Consider the following 24,205-nt stretch of genomic DNA (forward strand, 5'->3'; position numbering starts at 1 on the left):
GGTGGAGCTCCTTTTAAAAGGGGCTCCGCTTTTGGGATAACGATTGATTAAATGTAATCAGCTTTAATGATTGTCCAATCAATCTCTCTATCTCTTACATATCTTGAAGTATCAAAAAAAAGGAGTTGATATTTTTGGTACGTATTCTTGATAAAGCAGCCGTACAGCCGCGTCGCAGATTCAACCCGTCTAAAGCGTTTACGATTCAGCGTTCCCCGGCAAAATCGGGCATAGCAGCGATTGCAATTCGGATTCCAGTGAATTCTCAACCAAATCGGGTAGATTTGGTAGTATCCGTTGGTGTAAGAGGGGTTATAGGCATTGGGCAAATTCGCTTTAGAATTTTCCGTGATGGAAAAGAAATTTACAACACACAGCAAGGTATCGAATCTACGGGTTCAGAACAAAATTATGTAGTTACTTTCCAGGCTGAAGATAGAAATGTAAGAGCAGGTACCCATGGCTACACAGTTACAGCTGAAAACCTTACTGCAAAAACAAGAGTGGATGTTGTCGGACCTATATCGTTTAGTGGGTTAGCTGTTAAAACCAGAAACTAACGGTGGCAGTTCTTGTATTCCAACTGGCATTGGACAGTCCCCGTATCCTTAAGGGCAGAGAACAAGCGAGGGACATTAGTCCCTCGCACTGTCAAGCGTTTCTATGCTTCCGGTGCCAGCGATGAGGTTTCTCACCGTGGTTTCGCACTGCCCTCCTCATAATGTAACTTATCGCTTCTCCCTGGAAACATGAAATCCAGACCCTCAATCACTGCCAGATTGATCACATTCTGCTGATTCATACGTTATCTCGTTGCTCCTGTGAGTGTATTCGATATTTCGAATATCATAAGCCGAATTACCGCTAAACGATCGAATATATATGAATTTTCATATACATTTACAGAGTTTCTCCTCCTGAGCGAGTTTATATATGAATATTCGACGAGAATTTATATTACGGTAGGCCCTTTCATAAGGACTTGAGATGATATAATCGATATCCAATGAGAGAAAGCATAATCAATACCATAGAAGAAGGGGTATCCTTAAATCATGATGCCTATTTTATTATCTATCTTCTCTCGTTTTCGGGAGAATAGGAAGACAGCCCTCATGATATGCCAAGGCTGTCTTCGCAGATAGGTATGTTATTTCATTTCATTAACAATCATGCTTTAATAACTTCAACCTTTTTATCTCCTGCTGACTTCGCCAACTCTAACGAAGTCTGATTCTGAATTGTAACAGACTGAGCCGGTGCTGAAACCGTTGTTTTACCTTGGGCAATGATTGTGCTGCCTGTAACCAAAATAGACACGACTAGAGTTGTGCTGAGGGCTGTGGAAATCACATTTCTATTACAATTGACCATGACCATACCTCCAATATCTAATCTTTGATAAGTGGCTCAAGCTATCTGGTAATTGTATTATAACGTACTGACAATGGCTGTAAAAGGTTATTTTTCCTTAAAAAGGGTTTAAGTCGGGAGGATCTTGCAGGGTTCGTTCAAGGTGACAGAACTTACATATCGTTAGTCGTGGTCGGTAAAAACGAACCATCGGTCAGCAAGATCTTTGAACTTTGCCAAGGGCTTAAAATATCCCCCTCTGCCTTCTTCAAGATCGTAGAAGCCGAATATGAAAAGTTAAGATCAGATCACAACGATTAGCTCCTTCTGCCTTTCATTACTTTAAATACTTCGAGATTTCCGTTGACTATGAGCCAACAAATCCTTTCCATGTGCGGGAGAGAGCGTTCAGGTTTCTAGACTTCTAAACAGCAACGGCAACGATCTGATCTAAGTGGCACATGAAAACCCGCCTGAGCTTTTCAAGGCGGGTTCGTTATTCTTATTCGGTAATCAGTTCTTGCATTTGCCTCGCTATCCGTAGCCCTTCCTTAATTCCCGCCTGATACATCAGCTCCTTTTCAAACGTATTCCGATGATTCTGCAGTTCATCCCATTCCAGCAGCAGTTGATACTGATCGAAGGATAGGGATGCCCTCATGCGCTCCATCAGGTGGTCGCTTTTTTCAACCTTCTACGGTTGCAATCGCCGCATGCCTAATTGATTTGCCGTTTCCATAAAACGTTTATCTAAGCCAGCTTGCATCCATTCTGGAAACGAGGGCAGCATCATTTCTTTGGTGCGCCCCGCTGTACGCTTAGTGTCGAATGAACAATGTTCCTTATTCATAGTGCCACCTGTAATTCTGCCTGCTGTCTCAGGCTGGCGATTATAGAGTCGCGTTCTGTCGGATAGCTTCAACTTCTTTGCCAATCTCGGCGCGGCGGTCGGGAGGAGTCTGGCGGCGACCGTGTTCAATTGCCAGCTTCAGGTGACGCTGGGAGAGGGAGAGCAGGTGTTGCTCGGTGGTGAGATTGATCTCGAGTTGGTACAGGTGAATGGGCTTGGACATGGGGAACGCCTCCTTGGAAGATTTGTTGTATGTTAGCTTCCTGTTGGCGATATTTCAAGTTATTCTTATGGATTTAGTTGTTTGTTGGAAATGAAAAAAGCATCTGCAGCGGTGAGGCTGTAGATGCATAATATGAAGATTACGCAATCCTTTAAATAGCTATTATAGCGAGAACAAATCGAATGTAGGGGATTCTAGGCGATTATAAGAATGTCCAGTTAGTTCAGATAGATCTGCAAATCCCCAAAGAAGCATTCCGAATTCATCTTTTTTTGACTGCTCTATCCCATCCCACGATTCAGGATTTATTGCAATGTTCTCGCTTATAATTGGCAGGGTATTGTTTATATAGTTCTGTCTCTGTTGTTGATCTAATTCTTCTAGTTGCTGGCGATATTTGAAAAAGAGTTCATCATTATCTTTGAGCCATGAAATAATACAGTATGTCTTATTTTCTTCAGAAAAGACAATTACAAAAATATGCTTAGCTAACGTCCTGATATCTCGTAAATCTTGTAATTGATTTCCCTGTAAATCAGTAGTTGGTGCTTCAAACCCTGAAGCCGCAAAATTTATTTGAAACGGCATTTCCCAAACTACACTGGATAGAATATTATACTGAGCAGTAAGAAGTGAATTATCGAACTGACTCTTGACAGGCTGGAAATCATCAATAGACATAAGCATACCACCAAACGGATCTTCATCTCTTGGAATCCCAATTAACGATGGCTTACGTCTAAACGCATTTTTTTGCATATTAACTACTTCCAGTTTCTTATGGTATTCAACAGCAAAACAACGATAAGTGTACAAGAAGACATGTAATTCACTTCCATCGAAAAGACCGTCTTCAATAGGCTCGAATACCTTATTATCATGATTACCACAAAAACCGGTGAACACAGTCGCTTCTTTACGTCCCCATTTAGTCATAACTGCAAATGGATTGTCTGACTTAGGGCAAGGCATATACACATGTCCATTACTAGAAAGGCGCTTTAGTATTTTGTTGTTTTGAATAGAATGCGCACCAATTATTTTTTCGGAGCATGCTGACTTATCTGGATGTAGACATTGCTTAATCTTCGATTCTTTCCTAAGAGTCTTATAACTGTCTAGAAAGTTAATTGGATTTGAAAATTCCTCATCATCATGTTTGCCTAAACAACACTTTTTGTACTTGCTTCCGCTCCCACATGGACAGGGGGCATTTCGACCTATCTTTTTATTCAAAAGTATACCTCCTGCTGGCATCACGTTAACTTGAACAATTCCGTTCAGAACAAAACACAATCAGTTCATTCCTTGGGTCTGGTAAAACAAATTATTTGAAATGATTTGATAAGCAATCCCTCTGATACACTTACATGAACAATGTTACTGGCTCACAGAGACAGAAGTGTTCCTGCTGTTGCGCTGACCACTGTAGCCCACGTGGTCTCCAAGAGAGACGCTATCAGAAGCCTTAGATTCATCAGCATCCCCTCCTTAGATTGAACAGCAACTACTTTACGACTGACGTATAGAACCAGCGACAACACTCCAATTAGAAGCAAAGCCACAGGGTCAACGAACAGTTGCAGAAACACTTCTGGCTGGAGACAAACTGTCTCTGTCAGCCAATAACATCTCTCAGTTCCTTACAATATCCTCCAATTATCTTAACAGATTGTCCGCTTAATTAATACCGTTTTACTAGAAAAATAGTAAAGGAGACCTTGCACGCAGCAAGAGTCTCCTTCAATGTAGACTTGAGCAGTACCGTCACATCTCATTTCGTACCATCAATATTAGGCATTCCACATGACTTGAGTTTGCATTAACGAACCGCACTACTGGCTTTAGATCCCTTCCTAAATATCTCTTAGAACTTCATCAATCTGTTCTCGTTCAATACTTCGTCTCCATGCTTCAATTGAACGTTCAATTCTCTGTTTGTGTTTTAAATAAGTCAATCCATTTAAAGCCGGAAGCAGCGATTCCAAGAATGATATTCTTGCTTCCATATACGGAATCATGCTCCCTACTCCGCCATAACCTCTTGGTTCTAGTTGAATTTCATCAAACAATAGCGGATTCGAATTTAACTTAATAAAGTGCAAAATGTGTTTTTTTCGACGCTCCGGCGATAACTCAACTTCGGAAATTGATGAGAAAATTATTTTCATGAATTCGGTATTACTAAAATTGACCTCGATAAAATGTGACACCCATTCATCTTGGCGATCAATTTTTGTTTCGGAATTATTTCCTATCATAAAAAGCTGTCCTACATACTTCGCAATTTGCCAATTGTACAGATTTTCATTGCAATAATACGCTTTAAAAATATGATCGGCGTATTGTATGTACTTGTCACAATTCCAAATCACAGATAATCGTTTTTCTTCATCATTCCACAGTGTATTTTCGTCTTTCAAAGTAAATTCAATAAATTCATCAATAAATAAAATTTGGTTCTTTATAAAATAAATTAAGTATCGCCCGTCATTATCTATGTGTTTATCATAGGAAATCAATTTAAGATAAATTTCTTTGAGAAGGCTAAAATCGTTTTTGAATCGATCCATTAATATGTCCAGATTAGTACCATCATCATATGGACTGAACATTGGATAGAAATACAACGAGAACATAAATGGAGAGTATTTATGTTTACTCAAAATAATAAGACCTGCTTTTACAAAAACATCATTGTCAAATTGTCTATACTTATCTAGAAATTCAATCTCTCTGTATGGTGACGAAGTTATATTCCCCTCGTTCTCTGACAAAAAATCGTAAAACTGTTGAACCGCTTTCTCCGAAATAGAGTCAAATGGAAGATTTTTAAAGAAAGAAAACTTCCAAGCATTCTTATGATCGAATTCATAATTATTAATAATTTCATAGGTTTGCTCAGTACCAAACAATTCAAACAACTTATTAACTATGTTGTCAGGATATAAGTTGATCGGTGTGTTATGAGCTAGATACGTATTAACTGCATACAAAAAAAGTTTTTTATTTGTTGCCAGTTGAATAAAGGCATAGGATAACCCTTCTTTAATATCCCAAACATTTTTACTATCGTAATCCTGATAAATTGAACATATTTGAATTATTCTAAGAACCTTTTCTTCTGTACCGTCCGATAATAATCTTTGGATGTCAGCCTTCTTAAGTTCTTGTTCTTTCTCCCAGTCAAACTCTTCTAAGTGACGCTCACCTTTTAAAATCTTATAAATGAGATAATCGGAGCTATTAAGGTAATCGGATAAATATGGCTGTACGTCGAGAGCGATACGTTTAAGTTGATCTGTTACTATTTTTGCAATAATACAATGTGAAAGCTTATTTGAAGAAAACAACTGACTAAAGAACCGGATTATGAACTGCGAATCAAACTGAACCAGTTCTTTCTCAACCTTGTCCCTGCTGAATTGTCCATACTCTTTAATTAGTTGCTCGATTTCCAACTGATTTGATTCATTATTACAATATATTTCAAATAAACTGTTCCAGATTAATTCGCGATATTTTTTAGATCCATCACTTAATTGAACTGGTATTTGATACATTATGAATGTATGTCCTCTTCCAGCCTCCGTAGGTGAAAAATGTAGTTTAAGAAACTTAGCAGAAACTTTATTAAAAAGAATACACACATCTTTATTATTCCATTCATCAGCATGCTCGATAAATTTACTTACTAATTGAGTCTGTGTCCAATAGTCATACCGATGAGAATCCTTTCTAACACCAAACGAGTCGATAATCGTATGATAAAAACTCATGAAGTTTTGCGGTTTCTTTTTGTAATACATGAACAGTAAATCCAAAGCTAGCGGCAAATCACTTCTATCATTGAACCCCCCTAAAATGCTTAATATATCATCATTTACACTATGATTACGACTTTCCTTCTCAAAATCTATTGAGCTACTATCTAGACTCCCCTGAGGCAATGCATCGATTCTTTCTTTTAACATTAGAAGCGTTTGAGTAGGTCTAATACTATAAAATACTTTTACAAAATCGAAGAACAAGGGGCTGTGCGATTTTTCAAAGTCATCCCAAACTATGCTAATTTCTTTTTCAAGTTGTTGGTGCATATCCTTAGATGCAAAAATATTAGCAAGAGTATTGACCGCATTTATAACACGCGGCTTATAGCTTCCAAAACAAACTTTTAACATAACTGATAGTGGAATGATTTTTTTTTTCATAAATACATATGAAAGCAAATAATTGCCGAGACATTGATCAGATATTTTTACAGCTTTATCATTGTAAATGTCAACCAATTCTAGTTCGTGCAACTGATGAGCGCATTTAACAAACAAACTACTCGAAATATCTAATTGATCGAGTAGTGGCATCAGATTCTCAAGATGTTCGAGATTAATTGCTGTTAGAAAAGCAATTATGCCCGCCACTGCACACAAGTCTCTATTTTGATCAAAAATATTACTTTGTATAAATTTTTCATAATATCCTTCATACAGTTGAGTTGCGTCATTGATACTAGACAATGACTGTGTTTCAATCGCAAGTTTTCCGGCAATGATAGCAAGCCTTGCATTTCCCTCAGCAATTCTGACAATCTTATCAAGATAGGTTGAATTTAATATCTGCAAGTTAGCCTCTAATAACTTCTTTATTTCATCATCCGAAAACGTACTGATTGTGCAGATCTCTGGAATTGTAAAGTTTCGAATATCTTGAATTGTTGTTAGTTTTGCGTAGTCCCTCACTGTAATTACGATTTTCACATCATAGCCTTGACTATGCTTTGTAAGATACTGAAGAATATGTTGTAATCCCGTAATTTGGTTCGCATCGTCAATTAACAAAAGATATTTATTAGGAGTATCTAAGTACACTTTCAAGTCTTCATATATTGGTAGGCGATTACTTTGAATACAGAAGAATCTATAATTATTCTCAAACGCGTATTTTTGACAACACTCCAAGGCTAATCGTGTTTTTCCTATTCCAGCAGGCCCTGTTATCACTGTTACCTTAGTATTTTCAATTTTAGTTAATGTTTCGATGACTTCCTTTTCTCTAAACTGAAAAATAGTTGATAATGGAGCCGCCATACCATTTGAATCATACACGGATATGAACTTTTTAACTTCAAAAATCTGCTCGGTACTTATAGATATTCCTAAAAAATCTCGTGAGATTCCATGCAACCGAGTATAAATGTTACTAGCGATTTCATCTATCCCATACAATCGAAGTAATATGTCACTAGCAGTGCAAAAATCGTGCAACTCTTTGCTTTTCCCTGCGGACAAATTTGACGAAGTATGGCAATAAATGATTTCGGTAATATCTTGAACTGGTACTCCTGTTTTCTCAGGATTCAAACAGTCACAAATATCTTCATATATTTTTTCGTATATGTTTGATTGCTGAGTGGTATACATAACAAAAATATACTTTTCACTGGGATCAAGAAAGTATGTATCTGGAATTCCCTTTGTAGTCTTCATGGTCCCAGATTTCGTTCCTAACGACAACCCATTCTCATATCCCAACTTAAACAAATATGCGTCGCACAGCTCTTGAAAAGCCCCGCCATCAAGTTGTAATATCTTTTGTTTAATATCTGTCAACTTTGACATTGATAAATACCTCCCAATGTTTATCGCACATCATTCACTTACTATCCTCATTCAATTCTTTAATTGCTTCCAAATAATTCCCAAGGCATGTGCCATAATCAATTTCCGTTGTCTTTATAGTATCATGAATGTTTCCACCGAAATTACCACACAAAGGGCAAGCAACTGCGACAGCAAATTCATCTGTATCACCTATTAATAAAGTTGGAACAATAAACTTTTCATGACACGTATTGCACAGAATTTTCTTCAAAAAATACTCATTACCGGCATTCTCAATCCGATTTGGGTATTCATTTAAATGAACAATTTCATGTAGTAATTGTATGGCTTCTCCCATAAAATGCATGCATTTTTGAATTTCAACATCAAATTTTTCAAACTCAATCCACCCGTTATTATTAATTGAAACGTTATACTCTAAAAAAGTTTCGTCGAAATTAATAGTAAAACTTGCCCCAGCCGGACGTTGATGGATTATTTGGTTTCGAATATTTTTAACAATTTCTACATTATTATTAATAATAATACGAAGCAATGCTTCAAGATTATCTTTTACTTCATATGATCCTGCTATATATCGCACAATATTTTCTTTACTTATTCTTTGGAGTCTTTTACGCAGTTTGGTTCTAATTTCTTTTTGTTCATTGTCTGGTAACGGAACATACTCTACACGAGTTCCCTGCCCTGTAGGGATAAATTCAGGCTTATATCCCGAGGCTTCTATAATACTTCTCTTCGCTCTATCATCATAAAGCCCTAATTGAAAATGCATGTTTAAAAATTGATAAAGATATTCCCAGAATGAAATGATTCGAAAGATAAGATTTTCGAAATAATAAGCAATAATTCTATAGTGTTTTTCGGAGTCACGCAACGCTTTATACACAGCATAAGTACTCAAAAGTTCACCATTATAATACTTCTCTGTCTCAATCATCAATGGATATCCAGTAAACATCATTATTCCTTGGCCATACACAGCTTTTTTATCGGTAAAAAAACTTCTATACTTACTCTTATGGATCCTCTCAGCATTCTTTAAAATCTTTTTATCAATATTCATAATTTCACTAAAACTTAAAGGATTGTTCTTGTCCATATTCTCCTTGTCTCCTCATCATCCAACTTCAATTACTCAAAAAAAGAATATATTTTTCATTATCTCTTATAAAAATGTTACTGAGTAGGGTGAAAGTATTACAAGACCAATATAGCTTAGGTATGCACAATGCGAATAAAAAAAGTCCAAGTGATATACACCTTGGACGAATGAAAAAGCATAATTTATTTAAGCGAACCTGTCACATCTCATTTCGTACCATCAATATTAGGCACTCCACATGGCTCGTCTGAGGGAACATATCGATCGGCTGCACCCACTCCAGTGAGTAGCCGCCGTCCAGCAGCTCTTTACAGTCCTTCGCCAAGGTTGAAGGATTGCAGGACACATACACGAAGCGCTTCGGCTTCGTGCGCAGCACCGCTTCGATAAAGCGCGGGTCAAGCCCGGTGCGCGGCGGGTCGGCGATGATAACATCGGCCTTGAAGCCGGACTTCACCCAGCGGGGAAGCAGGTCTTCGGCGTTGCCTTCATAAAAGGAGGCGTTATCGCGTCCGTTGCGGGCCGCGTTTGCCTTGGCGTCCTCTACCGCTTCGGGAATCGACTCGATGCCGCGCACTTCGCTGGCATAAGGGGCCAGCCACAGCCCGATCGTGCCCGTGCCGCAGTAAGCGTCCACGACGACTTCCTTGCCTGTGAGTGCGGCCGCTGTGCGCACCGATTCATACAGCTTGACCGTCTGCAGCGGATTGAGCTGGAAGAACGCGCGAGGGGAGAGGGTGAACTCCAGATCGCCCAGCGCTTCCTCGATGCTATCCGCGCCCCAAAGAATCGTCGTCTTGTTACCGAACACGAGCGAGGTGTTCTTCGGATTGACGTTCAGCGCGATGCTCGTCAGCTCGGGCATAGCTAGCCGCAACTCCTTCACGAGCTGATCCAGCCGTGGAATGCGGTCGTTTGCGGCTACCAGCGTCACCTGCAGCTGCCCGGACTGGAAGCCCCAGCGTACGACGATTGTACGCACGACTCCCTGATTGCTTTTCTCCTGATAGACCGGAATGCCTAGACGCTGCAGGACGTTGCGCGTCTTGTCGACCGCTTCGTTCACCTTCGGATGTTGGATCGGACAGCCTGTAATGTCGATCAGCTTATGCGAATCAGCGGCATACAATCCGGCGATGACGCCTTCCTCCTGCAAGCCCAGCTGAAGCTGGGCCTTGTTGCGGTAGCCCCAAGGGTGCTCCATGCCGAGAATCGGCTTCATGCGGAACTCTTGCAAACCGGCGTAGCGAGAGAACGCTTCGCGGACGATTTCCTCTTTGCCCTTAAGCTGGCCTGAATAAGAGATATGCTGAATTTGGCAGCCGCCACAAATCCCGAATACCGGACATGGCGCATCTGCCCGCTGGGGCGAACGCTTTTCGATTTTCACCATTTCCGCGTTGATGAACTTATCCTCGACCCTAGTCACCTTGGCGTGAACGACTTCATCCGGCAAAGCTCCCGTTATAAAAGCCGCCTTGCGCCGAAAGTATCCGACGCCTTCACCGTTGATGCCCAGCCGTTTGATCGTAACGACGATTTGATCGCCGATGCGCAGCTCCTCGGCATGTTCGCGTCCAGAGATGCGGGGAGCTTGCTTCTTGGCATCGCGCGGCTCATTCGGCTTTTCATAGCGGGATGGGTATGGCTTTGTTGCATTGCCGGATGTGCGCTGTTTGGCATCACCCGATGTATTAGGTTTGGCTTGGCGCGATTTGTGCGGTTTGGTACTATGGAACTCCTGCTGTCTGCCATGCGTTACCTGCTGTCCTCCATGCGAGGTTTTCTGCCCTGTACGTGCTTCGTGCTTCCTCGTGTCGCGCGGTGCCTGATGCTGTGCGTCCCGGGAAGAAGTTCCGGCCTTTGTATACCCGCCTGGGGCAGGCTTGCTCCCGCTTGCGGTATGCTTGCTTTTTGCAGCGCTGTTGTTATTTTTATGTTGTTTATGGGATCTTGTCGATTCCTTCATGATTAGATTAGCTCCATCCTTATGTGAATTGTACAAATTCAATATACCACGCTGGACGGACAACCACCATGCAGAGGCGAAGAGCGCCCAAACCGTTCGGCTTCCCCATAAAATCTCTGCAAATTGCAAAATCGTTTGCCCAACGCGGCCACTCCCGGTAAACTGGATAAGGAATACATGCAATAAACGATGGTTAGAAATAAGGAGCTTATTTTCGAATGAATATGCAATCCACTTTAATGGAAGAAGCCAAGTCTCATTTGCAAAAATATTACGGCTACCCGGATTTCCGGGAAGGCCAGCGCAAAATCGTAGAGAGTGTCTTATCGGGAGCCGACACGCTCGGCATTATGCCGACGGGCGGCGGGAAGTCGATCTGCTACCAGATTCCCGCACTTATGCAGCCCGGTCTTACGCTTGTCGTCTCGCCGCTTATCTCGCTCATGAAAGACCAGGTGGACGCGCTCACGACGGCCGGGGTATCCGCGGCTTATATCAATAGTACGCTGTCTGGTAAAGAAGTGAACGAGCGCATCCGCGCGGCGAGAAGAGGCGAGCTGAAGCTGCTGTATGTCGCGCCGGAGCGGCTCGAGCTCGACTGGTTCCGCGAGGAAATGGGCAGCCTGCAGATCTCCTGTGTCGCCGTCGACGAAGCCCACTGCGTATCGCAATGGGGCCATGATTTCCGCACGAGCTACCTCGCGGTCGCGCCGTTCGTGAACGGCCTGCCTGAGCGGCCGATTGTGGCGGCCTTTACGGCGACGGCCACGCCGGAGGTCATGGACGATATGACCCGGCTGCTTCAGCTGCGAGATCCCGCCGTGTTCGTCACCGGGCTCGGCCGCGACAATTTGGCTATGTCCGTGCTGCGCGGCGAGAACAAGCGCGAATTCGTGCTGAACTATGCAACTACACACGGGCAACAGCCGGGTATTGTCTATGCAGCAACCCGCAAAGAGGTCGACGACCTGTACGGGCGGCTGCGTCAGAGCGGCATTCCGGCTGGACGATACCACGCTGGGTTGCCCGACAAAGAGCGGGAGGAGAGCCAGGAGGCGTTCCTCTATGACGATATTCGCGTCATGGTCGCGACGAATGCTTTTGGCATGGGGATCGACAAATCCAACGTTCGTTATGTGATTCACTTTAATATGCCGAAGAATATGGAGGCATATGTCCAGGAGGCCGGCCGCGCCGGACGGGACGGAGAGCCGAGCGAATGTATTTTGCTGTTTAGTCCGCAGGACATTATGACGCAAAAATTTTTGATCGAGCAGAATCCGCAGGACGAAGGGCGCAAGCGCAACGAATACCGCAAGCTGCAGCAGATGATCGAATATTGCTACTCGACCAGCTGCCTGCGCTGGGGCATGCTCGATTACTTCGGGGAGAACCACGACAGGAAGCCCTGCGGCATTTGCAGCTCCTGTACTGACGAACGGGAACTCGTGGACATGACCCGCGACGCGCAAATCGTCTTCTCCTGCATCCACCGGATGAGGGAGCGTTTTGGAGTCTCGCTGGTCGCTTCCGTGCTCAAAGGCTCGCGCAACAAGAAGGTGCTGCAATACGGCTTCGACAGCCTGCCCACGTACGGCATGATGCCAAGGCGCACGGAGAAAGACATCTCTGAGCTGATCAATGTGTTTATCGCTGAAGGCTATCTGGCCTTGTCCGAGGGGCAGTACCCGGTTGTTCGGCTGCAGCCTTTGGCGGTTGATGTGCTGAAAGGGCAGCATCAGGTGATGATGCGCCAGCCGGAGCCGGCAGTAAGCCAGACCACCGGAAGCGGCAGCCGCCGCAGAGGGGCGTACGACGACGGGCCGTCTGCCGTCAATGAGACGGTCTTCGAACAGCTCCGCCTCATCCGCCGGGAACTGGCGGAGAAGGAGCGCGTGCCGTCATACATTATTTTCAACGATGCGACCCTTCGCGAGATGAGCATTGTTTGCCCGGCGAGTGAAGCGGAAATGCTGAACATTAAAGGTGTTGGGGAAGTGAAATACCGCAAATACGGACGGGCATTTCTCGAGTTTTTTCAAAATATGGAATAGGGCTGTGAAATCATGAAGGTTATTCTATCAACGCTGAACGCAAAATTTATTCATACCTCTCTGGCGATCCGCCTGCTCAAGGCTTATAGCGGGAACGATTTCGACATCGAGCTCGCCGAATATACGATCAAGGACCCGACAATGAACATCGTGTCCGACTTATTTCAGCGCAAGCCCGATGTGATCGGGTTTTCCTGCTACATCTGGAACATCGAAGAGACGATCCGTGTCGTCGACGTGCTCAAAAAAGTCATGCCCGAGACGACTATCATCCTAGGAGGGCCGGAAGTGTCCTACGATACGCAGTACTGGATGGAGCGCGTCAAGAGCGTGGATTTCATCGTGATGGGGGATGGGGAAGAGACATTCCACCATCTGCTGCAGGAACTGTCCGGGGATCGGAAGTTCCATTATGTCTTCGGCACCGCGTATCGCAAAGGCGATGAAGTGATTATTAATCCGGGCCGGCCAAAATCGGATCTCAACACACTGCCTTCGCCGCATCGTTTTCCCGAGGATATCCCGAATCTCAGCAAGCGTATCGTTTATTTTGAGACGAGCCGGGGCTGCCCGTTCAGCTGCCAGTTCTGCCTCTCCAGCATCGAAGTTGGGGTGCGGTATTATGACATCGAGCGCGTGAAGTCGGATATCCTGTACCTGATCGACAACGGCGCCAAAATCATCAAGTTTCTCGACCGGACGTTCAACATCAACCGCAGCTATGCGATGGAAATGTTCGAATTCCTGATCGAGAACCATCGCGGGTGCGTGTTCCAGTTCGAGATTACCGCCGATATCATGCGGCCGGAGGTGCTGGATTATCTTGCGGAGAATGCGCCTCCCGGCATCTTCCGCTTTGAGATCGGGGTACAGTCGACGAACGATCCGACGAATGAGCTGGTGAAACGGCGCCAGAACTTCACGAAGCTGACGCGTACCGTGACCAAGGTCAAGGATAGCGGGAAAATCGACCAGCATCTGGATCTGATCGCCGGACTGCCGCAGGAGGATTACGCTACGTTCCGCAAAACGTTTAACGACGTGTTTGCGCTCGGGCCAGAGGAATTGCAGCTCGGGTTCTTAAAAATGCTGCGCGGTACTGGCCTACGGAACGACGCGGAGAAATACAACTACGTCTATATGGAGCACGCGCCTTACGAAATGCTCAGCAACGATGTGCTGTCCTTCGCTGACGTCGTCCGCCTGAAACGGCTGGAGGATGTGCTGGAAAAATACTGGAATGCACACCGGATGGACCATACGCTGAACTATTTGATGAAGGTCGAATTCGATTCCCCGTTCGATTTCTTTCAGGAATTCGGCGATTACTGGGAGGAGCAGGGCTGGCAGCGCATCGGCCACCAGTTGGAGGATCTGTTCCTCCGCCTGTATGAGTTCCTCGGCCAGCGCAAGCTGAAGACGCCAGACGTCGTGTTCGGTCTTATGAAGCTCGACTACTTCCTCGGACACAAGTACAAGCCGCGTAAAATCTGGTGGGAAGACCGCATCGGGAAAGATGTGCGTGGAAAGTATCTGAGCATGCTGGCTGAGCAGCGAGAGGGTTTGCCTGAGCAGCTTGCTGGACGGCCGGAGAGTCAGCCTGAACAGCTTGCGGAGCAGTCGAAGGGGCTGTTGTCTGAGCGGTTAGCCGGACGACCGGTGAGTCAGCCTGAGAAGCTTGTCGCACAGCGTGAAGGCCTGACGCCCCATCTCGCCGGGCGAAATTTGAACGAGCGGGAGCTGCAGAAGTTCGCCGTCCTGGAGGAGCTGCCGTTCCAACTGGAGGATGTATTGCAGGGTAAAGAGCTCTCCGCAGACAGTATGGAGCCGAGCCTGCTGGTAGTGCTCTATCAGCAGACAGAGGACGAGAAGCCGCTGTATTTTTCGCAGCCGCTAGCGAAGGTTTAAACTGGCAGTAGCATTAAACGAAAATAGATGGATTATAAAACGATAAACGATAAACAATAAACAATAAACAATAAACAATAAACAATAAACAATAAGCAATAAGGGGTAAACAATTAGCGATAAGCACTTAGCGATAAGCATTTAGCGATAAGCACTAAACCATAAACGATACTAAATGCATTTAATGCATTTAAAAGTAGCATTTGATCGTTGAACCATCCGACTAGATGGATTTTCTGCAGTTAGATTGCAGTTAAAAAGGTGAATAGTGCTAAAAGCAATATTTTAGATGCATGAAATACAGCTGGCTTCAGGTAAGTGCCGCAAAAGAGCAAAAATAAATGTAAGAAATGCACTTAGATCCAAGCAGCGTAGTAAGCGTTGTGGCAATGTAGCAGCAGTACGCGATTGAAGCAGTGTAGCAGCTAGTACGCGATTGAAGCAGTGCAGTATGTAAATGTGGCTATGTGGTACGCTGTAACTATGGCAATTTGGCAATGTAACAATCTAACAATCTAACAATCTAACAATGCAGCAGTATGCCGATTTTCGAGCGAATCATGTTTAATCATTAAGCGCAAAGAACCGCCCGGTGGTTACCGGACGGTTCTTTTATGTTTTCTAGACGTGCCGTTCCAGCCAGTCAGCAAGGTCTCGCATGACTTCGTTCCGGTTCGTTTCGTTCAGCATCTCATGGCGGCCTCCCGGATAGAGCTTGAGCTCGACGTCCCGGATCAGCAGCAGATTGTACAGCGAGGCAAGCTTCTTCACGCCTTCGCCCCGCAGACCCACCGGATCCTCGTCGCCGCCAAAAATATAGATCGGCTTATTTTTCGGAATTTGTCTCATTTGTTTCGGACGATGGATTTCCTGTAATAGCGAGAAGAATCCTTGGAAAAAACCGGCGCTGCACAGAAATCCGCAATGCGGATCGTTCACGTACTTATCGACTTCCGCTTCATCCCGGGAGAGCCAGTCAAACGGCGTACGGGGCGGCAGAAAGCGTTTGTTGTAGGAACCGAAGACAAGTGCGTTCAGCATGAGGCTGGGATGGCGCTCGCCCTGCGCTAGGCATTGCAGCCGGGCCAGTTTCTCGCCGAACCCAATCATTCCGCGCGGCCCGTTGGTACCGGACAGGATGAAGCCGGAGTAGGGCTCCGGCGCGGCATACATCATTTTTTGCGTCAGAAAAGATCCCATGCTGTGACCAAGCAGGAACAGGGGCAAACCGGGGTGGCGATCCCGGATGATCCGGCTGAGCGCGCTCATGTCCCGCACCATGCCGCCGAAGCCGTCTTTCCCGATGCAGCCCAGTTCAGCTTCGGCTCCGGCTGTTCTGCCATGCCCTCTATGGTCACCCGCGAAGACGATCCAGCCGCGCGCCGTAAGCATTTCAGCTAGGCGCTCGTAGCGTTCGGCCGTCTCGGCCATGCCGTGGGATATTTGCAGCACGCCTTGCGGCGCACCGCCATCCTCTTCCGGGGACCACTCATAGACGTGCACTTCATTTTGCGCATCATTGGTGAAAGTAAAAGTTTGCTTCAGCAACCGCATCACCCCTTTTCAAGTCGTTACTTACGCTAAGTGCACTGGTTCAAAGAACTCAATCCGCTCTCCGTCAGGCCCGTTAAAGAAGAAGAGGCGGCTTCCGCCTGGAATCGTGCGGATTTCGGGATCCATGCCCGATAGGCCAAGGTCAGCGATCCGCTTGTATTCCTCCTCGATATGGCTAACGGTGAAGGCGATATGATGCACCCGTCCTTCGCTTGGCAGGGCTTCGCCTTCGCGAATGTAAATCAATTCGATTTCGACGTTCTCTTGACCGGGGAAGGCTAGAAAGGCCAAGCGCAGCCCGTCCTCCACTTCGCCGATGATATGTAGCAGTTTAAGACCGATTACCCGCTCATAGAACTCGATGGAATCCTCCAGTGCGGAGACGCGGATGCCGATATGTTCAATTTTCCGAATGGTCATATTATATCCCTCTTATCTAATTAATTTGGAAAAAAACGCGGTTCAAACGTTATGCAGATTACCTTTTCTCGACGGCAATCAAATAGGGCGCGGCCGGCTTCTGAATTTGCCGATAGACGATCGCCTGCCCGGCAGAAGGAGGCAGGGAGGCCGCCCATTTCTCTACGGCGCCAGCTTCCTCGTCCCCACCCAGATGCCCGGGATACAGTACGATCGTCACGATTCCTTTTGGCCGCAGCAGCCTGAGGCTGGATTCCAGCGCCGCAAGTGTAGTCTGCGTCAGCGTGATGACGCTGGCATCAGCGCCCTCGGCCGGCAGGTAACCGAGGTTGAACATGATCGCCCCCACCTTGCCGTGAATCGCTGCGGGCAGCGCGGCTTCCATCTCGGCATGGCTTTGCTCCAGCAGTGTAACCACGGCCAGCCGGGCGTCCTGCTCCCGATCCAGCCGCTGCCGGGTGAGAGCCAGCGCCTCCGCTTGAATATCGAAGGCATAGACATGTCCTCTCCGGCCGCAGGTGCGGGCGAGGAAGAGAGCATCCTGACCGGTCCCTGCCGTAGCGTCGATGGCCGGCTCGCCCGGCTGCAGCCGCTCGCCGATTAGCTTGTGGGCGAAGCTAAGTACAGACATAAAGCCCATGTTATCCCCTCCAATATTTCCCTTGCCAGGTGTCTCTCTGTCTCAGTTCTGCGTCGATCCCGTTCAGTACTTCCCACTTCTTCAGGCTCCACGTCGGGCCGATCAGAAGGTCTCTCGGAGCATCGCCGGTGAGACGGTGAACGATCATCTCCGGAGGCAGAAATTCCAGCGTATCGACGATGAGTTTCACGTATTCATCCTTCTCCAGGAAACGGAGCAGACCGGCTTCATATTGCTTGACCATCGGCGTCTTACGCATCAGATGCAGCAGGTGGATTTTGATCCCCTGCACATCCATCGCTGCCACGGCCCGGCCGGTGTCCAGCATCATTTCATGGGTTTCTTGCGGCAGCCCGTAAATGATGTGCGCGCAGACGCGGATGCCCCGCTTCCGCAGCTTCTCGACGGCGTCCAGGTAACACTGCGTGTCGTGGGCCCGATTAATGAGCTGCGACGTGGATTCATGAACGGTCTGAAGTCCCATTTCGACCCATAAATAAGTTCGCTCGTTGAGCTCGGCCAAATAGTCTATCACGTCGTCGGGCAAACAATCCGGACGGGTGGCGATTGACAAGCCGACGACGCCAGGCTGTTCCAGAATGGCCTCGTAGTACTCCTTCAGCACCTCGACCGGGGCATAGGTGTTCGTGTAGGCCTGGAAATAGCCGATGTATTTAGCCTGAGGCCATTTTAAATGTTGTCTGTCGCGAATAATGTTGAATTGTGTCACTAGGTCATCGCGTCTGCTCCCTGCGAAATCACCGGAGCCGCGGGCGCTGCAGAACGTGCAGCCGCCTTTGGCGATGGAGCCGTCACGGTTCGGGCAAGTGAAGCCGGCATCGAGCATCACTTTAAACACTTTTTCGCCAAATTCCTCGCGCATTTCGTAGTTCCAGGTGTGAAAACGTTTATCTCCCCATAGTTTTGGAGAGGGAATTAGTTCTATATTCATCATAACTCCTTTATAATGTCGCAATTTTTTTTATATTGTCATAAAAAAATTGCGAGTGGTATAATCCCCGCTAAGCCGCATTAACAGGGGATTGCCATTGCTTTATTGTATCAAAATATGCGGAAAAATGGGAACTGGAGCGCGCTGCTTTCTTGCGATAGATTACATAATATGTTATTTTGAATGTAATACAAATATGGTTTGGACCCCAATTCCAAATATATCGAAAAAGGAATCTGCGTAAACCGTCTCCCCGGCGGCCGCAAGATTCCTTTTTCACTTTTCTCCCCTTTACAAGAGGGACGATCTTCGGCACAATAATTGCAGTATCAGAAAACTTTGCGGCTTAAGCCGCAGGGATGTAAAGAAAGCGGAGGAATGACATGCGTTTACGCGGCAGAAAAGGAATTCGGGAAAACCTGGAGCAGCAAAAACATCTCGTTGTCCTGGACCCTCAGGAATACAAGGGACGTTGGTCCGAGGTTTTTGGCAACGATCGGCCGATTCATATCGAGCTGGGGATGGGCAAAGGACAGTTCATCAGCGGGATGAGCGTGAAATACCCGGATGTTAATTTTATAGGCATGGATATGTACGATGAGCTGGTGCGCAGAGCGAGCGAGAAAGCGCGTGCGATTTGGCAGGAGCAGGGGCAGGAGGAGCCTTTAAGCGTCAGGCTGGCGCTGGGGAATATCGAGTCGATCGAGGAGTTTTTCGCGCCGGGTGAAATCGAGCGGATTTATTTGAATTTCAGCGATCCGTGGCCGAAGAAGAAGCACGGCCGCCGCAGGCTGACTCATCCGAGATTTCTGGAGAAATACCGTTCCTTGCTTAACGAGAACGGGGAGATTCATTTCAAGACGGATTCGCGGGAGCTCTTCCAGTTCTCTTTGAATGCCTTTGCGGCTTGCGGGCTTCAGTTGAATGACATTTCGCTGGACCTGCATCAAGGCGGCATCAATGAAGAGCATGTGATGACGGAGTACGAGACGAAATTCTTCAATCAGGGCGTGAACATTCACCGCTGCGAAGTCATCATCGGTGAAGCGGCATTGGCGCGCTATCACGAGCATAAAATGGAGCAGTTCTAATTCGCATATCGCAATTCATAACAACAGGCCACCGATAATTCGGCGGCCTGTTTGCTTGAAGAGGAGCTGTTCCCGTATTCGAGAGAGTACCAGCAATCTCATCGTGTTTGATTATTTCGTTGTTCTTAGGAAGGCACCTTGTTCTCTTCCAGCAAATCCATGATCGCCTGGGCACTCTGCATCGGATGGTACTTGGCGATGTGCTCAAGCACTTTCTCCCTGGCGAGCGCAACCTCTTCATAGCGGTCCGTCAGACGATAAATCCATTTTGTAATATCGTCGAGGGAGTTCATCAAGGTACCCCATCCCTGCGATTCGAAGTAATGGGAGTTCTCCTCTTCCTGTCCAGGCAGGGGCTTGTGGAACAGCATGGGAATCCCTTTGGCCAGCCCTTCTGTGCAGGTCATGCCTCCGGGCTTCGTAATCAGCAGGTCGGATACTTCCATCAGCTTGTCGATTTCTCGGGTGAAGCCGAGAAGACGAATGTTCGGATGTATGAAGCGTGGATCTTTCTTCATTTTTTCCAAAGATTTTTGATTGCTGCCAAAGCAGAAAATCACCTGGATCTTATCGCTATGCATCGCAAGCAATGAATTGACTGCTTCATCCTTCATAAATCCCCAGCCTCCGCCCATGACTAGGACTGTAGGCATATCTCTGAGAGCGAACTGGCGGCGGATGTCCTCTTTGCTGTGGCGCTCCCAGAAATTCGGATGAACGGGAATGCCGGTGATCCGGATCTTGCGCCGCTCGACCTCACGCTCGAGCAGTTTCTCTTTGACTTGCTCGGTAGAGACTAGGTAACAGTCTACTTCCCGGCTGACCCATGTTCCGTGCGCGTCATAATCCGTTATGACGGTACAGAGGGGGACGTCCAGCCCAAGCCGTTTCATGCGAGAGATGACCGCACTGGGGATCGGATGCGTGCATACGATGACGTCGGGATGGAGCTGGCGGATGATCTGGGTCGTACGGGTATAGAATATCCGATGGAGCGCCGCCGTCGTCAATCGGTTCAAGGATCTCTTATAATTGCTGCGGTACATCATGCGTACGAGACGGGGCTGAGATGATACCGTTTTTTTGTAGGCCGTAATGATCAGTGGAGCCATTTTAGGATTCAGAAAACTGCCAAGCTCCAGTACCTTCGTCTGAATGTGAGGTGCCAGCTTGCGTAAACTGTTGGAAAGCGCATAGGCTGCCTGGGTATGACCGGCTCCGAATCCCTCAGATAAAAGCAAGACTCTTTGTTTAGACACTTTAGTTTCACCTTTTCTCAGAAGGTTTTCCCTCTACTTAACAATATCCCCTTTATGGCCATAATGCAACCGTGCCAAAGACCGTTAACGTGCCTACTGCGGCACCTGCCAGCACGTCCGAAGGGTAGTGCAAGCCGAGGTATATTCTCGAGATTCCCACGAGCAGCGCGACCGGTCCTAAAATAAGCGCGAGGCGCGGCTCGAGCAGCATGAAAGGCATCGTGACGGAGAAGATGGCCGTCGTATGCCCGGATGGAAACGAATGATCCGTCAGCGGATTACGGAATGTTTTCGTACCCGGCAGGGTTAAATAAGGGCGAACCCGTGGATAGGTCTTCTTGGCAAGCGCTACGGGAATATGGCTGGCAGCCAGTGCTACGCAGGACTGAAGTCCTACGGCGCTCCAAGGCTTCGGCGCGAAGATCCACACGAGCAGCGAAGAGCTGATCGTGAACGTGGCTCCCCCCAGATGAGTCAGGTAATACAGCCAGAAGTTTAGAAAGCTGCCGTGCAGGCGGCCATTAATTCCCATAAAAAGCTTTTGATCCAGTAGTTTTAACGTTTGAATAAATCGAGTCATTTCATCCCTCCGCACAGCAAGGCATTTTCAGGTTAGACTAATCATATTTTTAATCCGTGATCATTTCAAGGATGGAGGCCTTTTTTTTTATCTGATGTTATTACCCAATTTTGACTTTGCGGTTATCCACCCTATACAATGATTCAAATCATAGCAAAAAAGTTTAAAGTAAAATGAGCAATTTAGTAAACTTTTATGCTTGATTTTTCGTTTATGTTTACAAAGGGCTGTATATCCAGGCTGCTTACGCTCATTTTCATGAGATGCAGATGAAATAAAAAACGCCAAAATTGATGAAAATAAGAAATAACCGCACCATGTGCAGGTAGCGGTAGCGTCCTATGCGATTATACAGCAACTTCGCAAGTATTTCGTGAAGGATGCCGCGAGATTAACTTTGACAAATGATGAAAAGTCATGGAAAATCGTAATGCGCTGCAGAAGAATTAAAATTTTTACCAGAAACGGTTGTACGCAGGGTCATGGTTTAGAAAATTTAGAAATCCCGATTAGAGAAAAAAAACGTAAATTTAAAAGGGGTTAAAGGGGGTATGCGAAATCATGATGGACACCATTTTGATATCGTTGCAAATCGTACTGGCCATAGTTGGGGTGTATCAATTTGGTTTGGCATTGTTCGGGATGTACAAGAAAAAGAAAAAAGTGCACTTCCCGCCGACGAAGTCTTTTGCGGTGCTTGTCGCAGCGCATAACGAGGAGACCGTAGTCGGGGCTTTGATGGAGAATTTGAAGCAGTTGAACTACCCGAAAGAGCTGTATGACGTGTTTGTCATTTGCGACAACTGTACCGACAGAACTGTAGAGATCGTACGCAACCACGGCATGAACGCTTGCGTCCGCACCAACGAGAACCTGCGGGGCAAGGGCTATGCGATCGAATGGATGCTGAAGCAGCTTTGGAAAATGCCGCGCCAATATGATGCGGTCGTCATGTTCGACGCCGACAACCTGGCCCATCCGGATTTCCTTCGCGAAATGAACAATGATCTATGCTCCGGCGCCCGCGTCATTCAAGGGTATATCGATACCAAAAATCCGGAGGATTCCTGGATTACCGCCGCTTACGGCATATCTTACTGGTACTGCAACCGCTTGTGGCAGCTGTCGCGGCACAACTTGGGTCTGGCCAACTTCCTTGGCGGAACGGGCATGTGCTTCGAGACTGAACTGCTTAAGGAAATTGGCTGGGGAGCAACGAGCCTGGTCGAGGACCTCGAGTTCACGATGCGCTGCGTTGAGAAGGGAATACACCCTGTATTCAACTACGACGCGAAGCTGTTTGACGAGAAGCCGCTGACTTTCAAGGCGTCAGCGCGCCAGCGCCTGCGCTGGATGCAGGGACACTTCACGGTGGCCCGCCGTTACTTCTTCCCGCTTCTGTGGCAGAGCATCAAGGAGCGGAGCATGGTGAAGCTGGACATGGCACTGTACGGCGCGAACGTATATATCGTGCTGGTTACATTCCTGCTCACGGCTTTGATATGGGTCGACCAATCGTTCTTCAACGGTCCGAATTTCGCAACGTTGTACGGATACTTGCCGCTCTGGGTATCGTTCATCGCGATTGCGGCCAACGTGTTTATTTTCCTGGCGGCGATGGTACTGGAGGAGGTCAAGTCGAAGAAGGTATATGCTTATCTCGTCTTGTTCCCGCTGTATTTGATTTCGTGGTGGCCGATTACTTTCTACGCGTTCTTCACGCAGAACAACAAGCAGTGGAGCCACACCGAGCATACGCGCGTCGTTCGTTTGGAGGAAGTTCAAAGCAAGCAAGGATAATGCTTGACTATTAATTGCTCGTGTGGTAAATTATTTGAGCATGGAACAAATAAATGGATTGTAAGTAGAGGCGCTGTCTTCTCACCTGACCGATGATGTCGGCTGGTTTTGATCCAATGATTTATGAATGTTTATATTCATGATGACTTGATGATCAATTTGGGATGCAGGAGATGCCTGCATCCCTTTTAATTTTTAAAATTGAGGTTGCAGTTGACCGAAAATTCTAAGTGGAGGTGTAGAATTATCAGTAAGGAACATTTGATCAATGATGAGATACGGGCGAAGGAAGTCCGTTTGGTAGGCGCTGAAGGTGAACAAATCGGCATCAAGCCGATCCGTGAGGCACTGCAAATGGCCATCGATCTGAATCTGGATTTGGTGAACGTGGCGCCGACGGCCAAGCCGCCGGTATGCCGGATTATGGATTACGGCAAATTCCGTTACGAGCAGCAGAAGAAAGAGAAGGAAGCCCGTAAGAATCAAAAGACAGTGGACATTAAGGAAGTATGGTTTCGTGCAAACATTGACGAGCATGACTTCCAGACTAAACTGCGCAATGTGATCAAATTTTTAAAAGAAGGCGACAAAGTGAAATGCTCGGTGCGTTTCCGTGGCCGCGAAATTGCTCATGCCGACATCGGAAAGAAAATTTTGGACCGCGTGAAAGATGAGGTTGCAGAAATTTCTTCGATCGAGCGGATTCCGAAACTGGAAGGCCGCAGCATGATTATGATTTTGGCACCGAAAAATTAAGAGCCGCTTGCGTGTAGTCCGCTGACCGGAAGCTTGCGCGAAGTTGTGCCCACAAACTTTGAGGGGGAAG

At 46.5% G+C, this 24,205-nt stretch carries 20 protein-coding genes and 1 pseudogene; 7 read left to right on the forward strand and 14 right to left on the reverse strand.

The annotated features are described in order from the left end of the window. Positions 1-134 precede the first annotated feature (134 nt). Positions 135-560 carry an exosporium protein C gene (locus ACYUJT_RS01600; RefSeq protein WP_460318317.1) on the forward strand — a complete coding sequence of 142 codons (426 nt, stop codon included), beginning with the start codon at positions 135-137 and terminating at the stop codon, positions 558-560. 610 nt (positions 561-1,170) lie between these two features. On the opposite strand, the gene ACYUJT_RS01605 is transcribed toward ACYUJT_RS01600, so the two are convergent. Further along, the gene (locus tag ACYUJT_RS01605; RefSeq protein WP_460318319.1) at positions 1,171-1,374 is read right to left on the reverse strand and encodes a hypothetical protein; all 204 of its coding nucleotides are present in this window, start codon (positions 1,372-1,374) and stop codon (positions 1,171-1,173) included. 108 nt (positions 1,375-1,482) lie between these two features. Here ACYUJT_RS01605 and ACYUJT_RS01610 point away from each other — a divergent pair. Then, positions 1,483-1,674: pseudogene (locus ACYUJT_RS01610) on the forward strand (helix-turn-helix domain-containing protein); the annotation flags it as partial. 181 nt (positions 1,675-1,855) lie between these two features. Here ACYUJT_RS01610 and ACYUJT_RS01615 read toward each other — a convergent pair. From ACYUJT_RS01615 to rlmD, 7 genes are all read right to left on the reverse strand, one after another. Next, the gene (locus ACYUJT_RS01615) at positions 1,856-2,023 is read right to left on the reverse strand and encodes a hypothetical protein (protein WP_460318321.1); all 168 of its coding nucleotides are present in this window, start codon (positions 2,021-2,023) and stop codon (positions 1,856-1,858) included. A gap of 24 nt (positions 2,024-2,047) precedes the next feature. Then, positions 2,048-2,203 carry a hypothetical protein gene (locus ACYUJT_RS01620; RefSeq protein WP_460318323.1) on the reverse strand — a complete coding sequence of 52 codons (156 nt, stop codon included), beginning with the start codon at positions 2,201-2,203 and terminating at the stop codon, positions 2,048-2,050. Between the two features lie 40 nt (positions 2,204-2,243). Then, a complete protein-coding gene (locus ACYUJT_RS01625) occupies positions 2,244-2,426 on the reverse strand; it encodes a hypothetical protein (protein WP_460318325.1) in 183 nt (60 codons plus the stop codon). A gap of 162 nt (positions 2,427-2,588) precedes the next feature. Next, positions 2,589-3,662 (reverse strand): YecA family protein, encoded by a 1,074-nt coding sequence (locus tag ACYUJT_RS01630; protein WP_460318327.1) that lies wholly within the window; start codon positions 3,660-3,662, stop codon positions 2,589-2,591. A 620-nt stretch (positions 3,663-4,282) separates the two neighbouring features. Next, positions 4,283-8,044, reverse strand: a complete 3,762-nt coding sequence (locus ACYUJT_RS01635; RefSeq protein ID WP_460318330.1) for a hypothetical protein — start codon at positions 8,042-8,044, stop codon at positions 4,283-4,285. 34 nt (positions 8,045-8,078) lie between these two features. Beyond that, positions 8,079-9,149 (reverse strand): hypothetical protein, encoded by a 1,071-nt coding sequence (locus tag ACYUJT_RS01640; RefSeq protein WP_460318332.1) that lies wholly within the window; start codon positions 9,147-9,149, stop codon positions 8,079-8,081. 202 nt (positions 9,150-9,351) lie between these two features. Further along, positions 9,352-11,121 carry a 23S rRNA (uracil(1939)-C(5))-methyltransferase RlmD gene (gene rlmD / locus ACYUJT_RS01645; RefSeq protein ID WP_460318334.1) on the reverse strand — a complete coding sequence of 590 codons (1,770 nt, stop codon included), beginning with the start codon at positions 11,119-11,121 and terminating at the stop codon, positions 9,352-9,354. A gap of 218 nt (positions 11,122-11,339) precedes the next feature. Between rlmD and recQ the strand changes: the two genes are divergently transcribed. Continuing rightward, entirely contained in the window at positions 11,340-13,175 is a 1,836-nt protein-coding gene (gene recQ, locus ACYUJT_RS01650; protein WP_460318336.1) for a DNA helicase RecQ, read from the forward strand. A gap of 12 nt (positions 13,176-13,187) precedes the next feature. Next, entirely contained in the window at positions 13,188-15,083 is a 1,896-nt protein-coding gene (locus ACYUJT_RS01655) for a B12-binding domain-containing radical SAM protein (protein ID WP_460318338.1), read from the forward strand. Positions 15,084-15,704: 621 nt separating this feature from the next. Here ACYUJT_RS01655 and ACYUJT_RS01660 read toward each other — a convergent pair. Genes ACYUJT_RS01660 through mnmL form a run of 4 tightly spaced genes read right to left on the reverse strand, consistent with a single transcriptional unit; the run spans position 15,705 to position 18,649 of the window. Next, entirely contained in the window at positions 15,705-16,631 is a 927-nt protein-coding gene (locus ACYUJT_RS01660; protein WP_460318340.1) for a lysophospholipase, read from the reverse strand. Positions 16,632-16,658: 27 nt separating this feature from the next. Beyond that, positions 16,659-17,057, reverse strand: coding sequence for a VOC family protein (locus tag ACYUJT_RS01665; RefSeq protein WP_460318342.1), 399 nt, complete (start codon positions 17,055-17,057; stop codon positions 16,659-16,661). 58 nt (positions 17,058-17,115) lie between these two features. Beyond that, positions 17,116-17,697 carry a tRNA 5-(aminomethyl)-2-thiouridylate-methyltransferase MnmM gene (gene mnmM / locus ACYUJT_RS01670; protein WP_460318344.1) on the reverse strand — a complete coding sequence of 194 codons (582 nt, stop codon included), beginning with the start codon at positions 17,695-17,697 and terminating at the stop codon, positions 17,116-17,118. Position 17,698: 1 nt separating this feature from the next. Next, positions 17,699-18,649, reverse strand: a complete 951-nt coding sequence (gene mnmL, locus ACYUJT_RS01675; RefSeq protein WP_460318346.1) for a tRNA modification radical SAM protein MnmL/YtqA — start codon at positions 18,647-18,649, stop codon at positions 17,699-17,701. 383 nt (positions 18,650-19,032) lie between these two features. On the opposite strand from mnmL, the gene trmB reads away from it, so the two are divergent. Next, complete coding sequence (gene trmB, locus ACYUJT_RS01680) at positions 19,033-19,740, forward strand: tRNA (guanosine(46)-N7)-methyltransferase TrmB (RefSeq protein ID WP_460318348.1); 708 nt, start codon at positions 19,033-19,035, stop codon at positions 19,738-19,740. A 125-nt stretch (positions 19,741-19,865) separates the two neighbouring features. On the opposite strand, the gene ACYUJT_RS01685 is transcribed toward trmB, so the two are convergent. Continuing rightward, positions 19,866-20,999 carry an MGDG synthase family glycosyltransferase gene (locus tag ACYUJT_RS01685; protein ID WP_460318350.1) on the reverse strand — a complete coding sequence of 378 codons (1,134 nt, stop codon included), beginning with the start codon at positions 20,997-20,999 and terminating at the stop codon, positions 19,866-19,868. Between the two features lie 52 nt (positions 21,000-21,051). Then, positions 21,052-21,579 (reverse strand): phosphatase PAP2 family protein, encoded by a 528-nt coding sequence (locus tag ACYUJT_RS01690; RefSeq protein ID WP_460318352.1) that lies wholly within the window; start codon positions 21,577-21,579, stop codon positions 21,052-21,054. Positions 21,580-22,140: 561 nt separating this feature from the next. On the opposite strand from ACYUJT_RS01690, the gene ACYUJT_RS01695 reads away from it, so the two are divergent. Together ACYUJT_RS01695 and infC are read left to right on the forward strand one after the other, a co-directional pair. Beyond that, positions 22,141-23,379 carry a glycosyltransferase family 2 protein gene (locus tag ACYUJT_RS01695; RefSeq protein WP_460318354.1) on the forward strand — a complete coding sequence of 413 codons (1,239 nt, stop codon included), beginning with the start codon at positions 22,141-22,143 and terminating at the stop codon, positions 23,377-23,379. A gap of 261 nt (positions 23,380-23,640) precedes the next feature. After that, positions 23,641-24,135: a translation initiation factor IF-3 gene (infC, locus tag ACYUJT_RS01700; protein WP_460318357.1), complete on the forward strand. Its 495-nt coding sequence runs from the start codon at positions 23,641-23,643 to the stop codon at positions 24,133-24,135. Positions 24,136-24,205: the final 70 nt, after the last annotated feature.

The sequence above is a fragment of the Paenibacillus sp. YSY-4.3 genome (assembly GCF_054767475.1).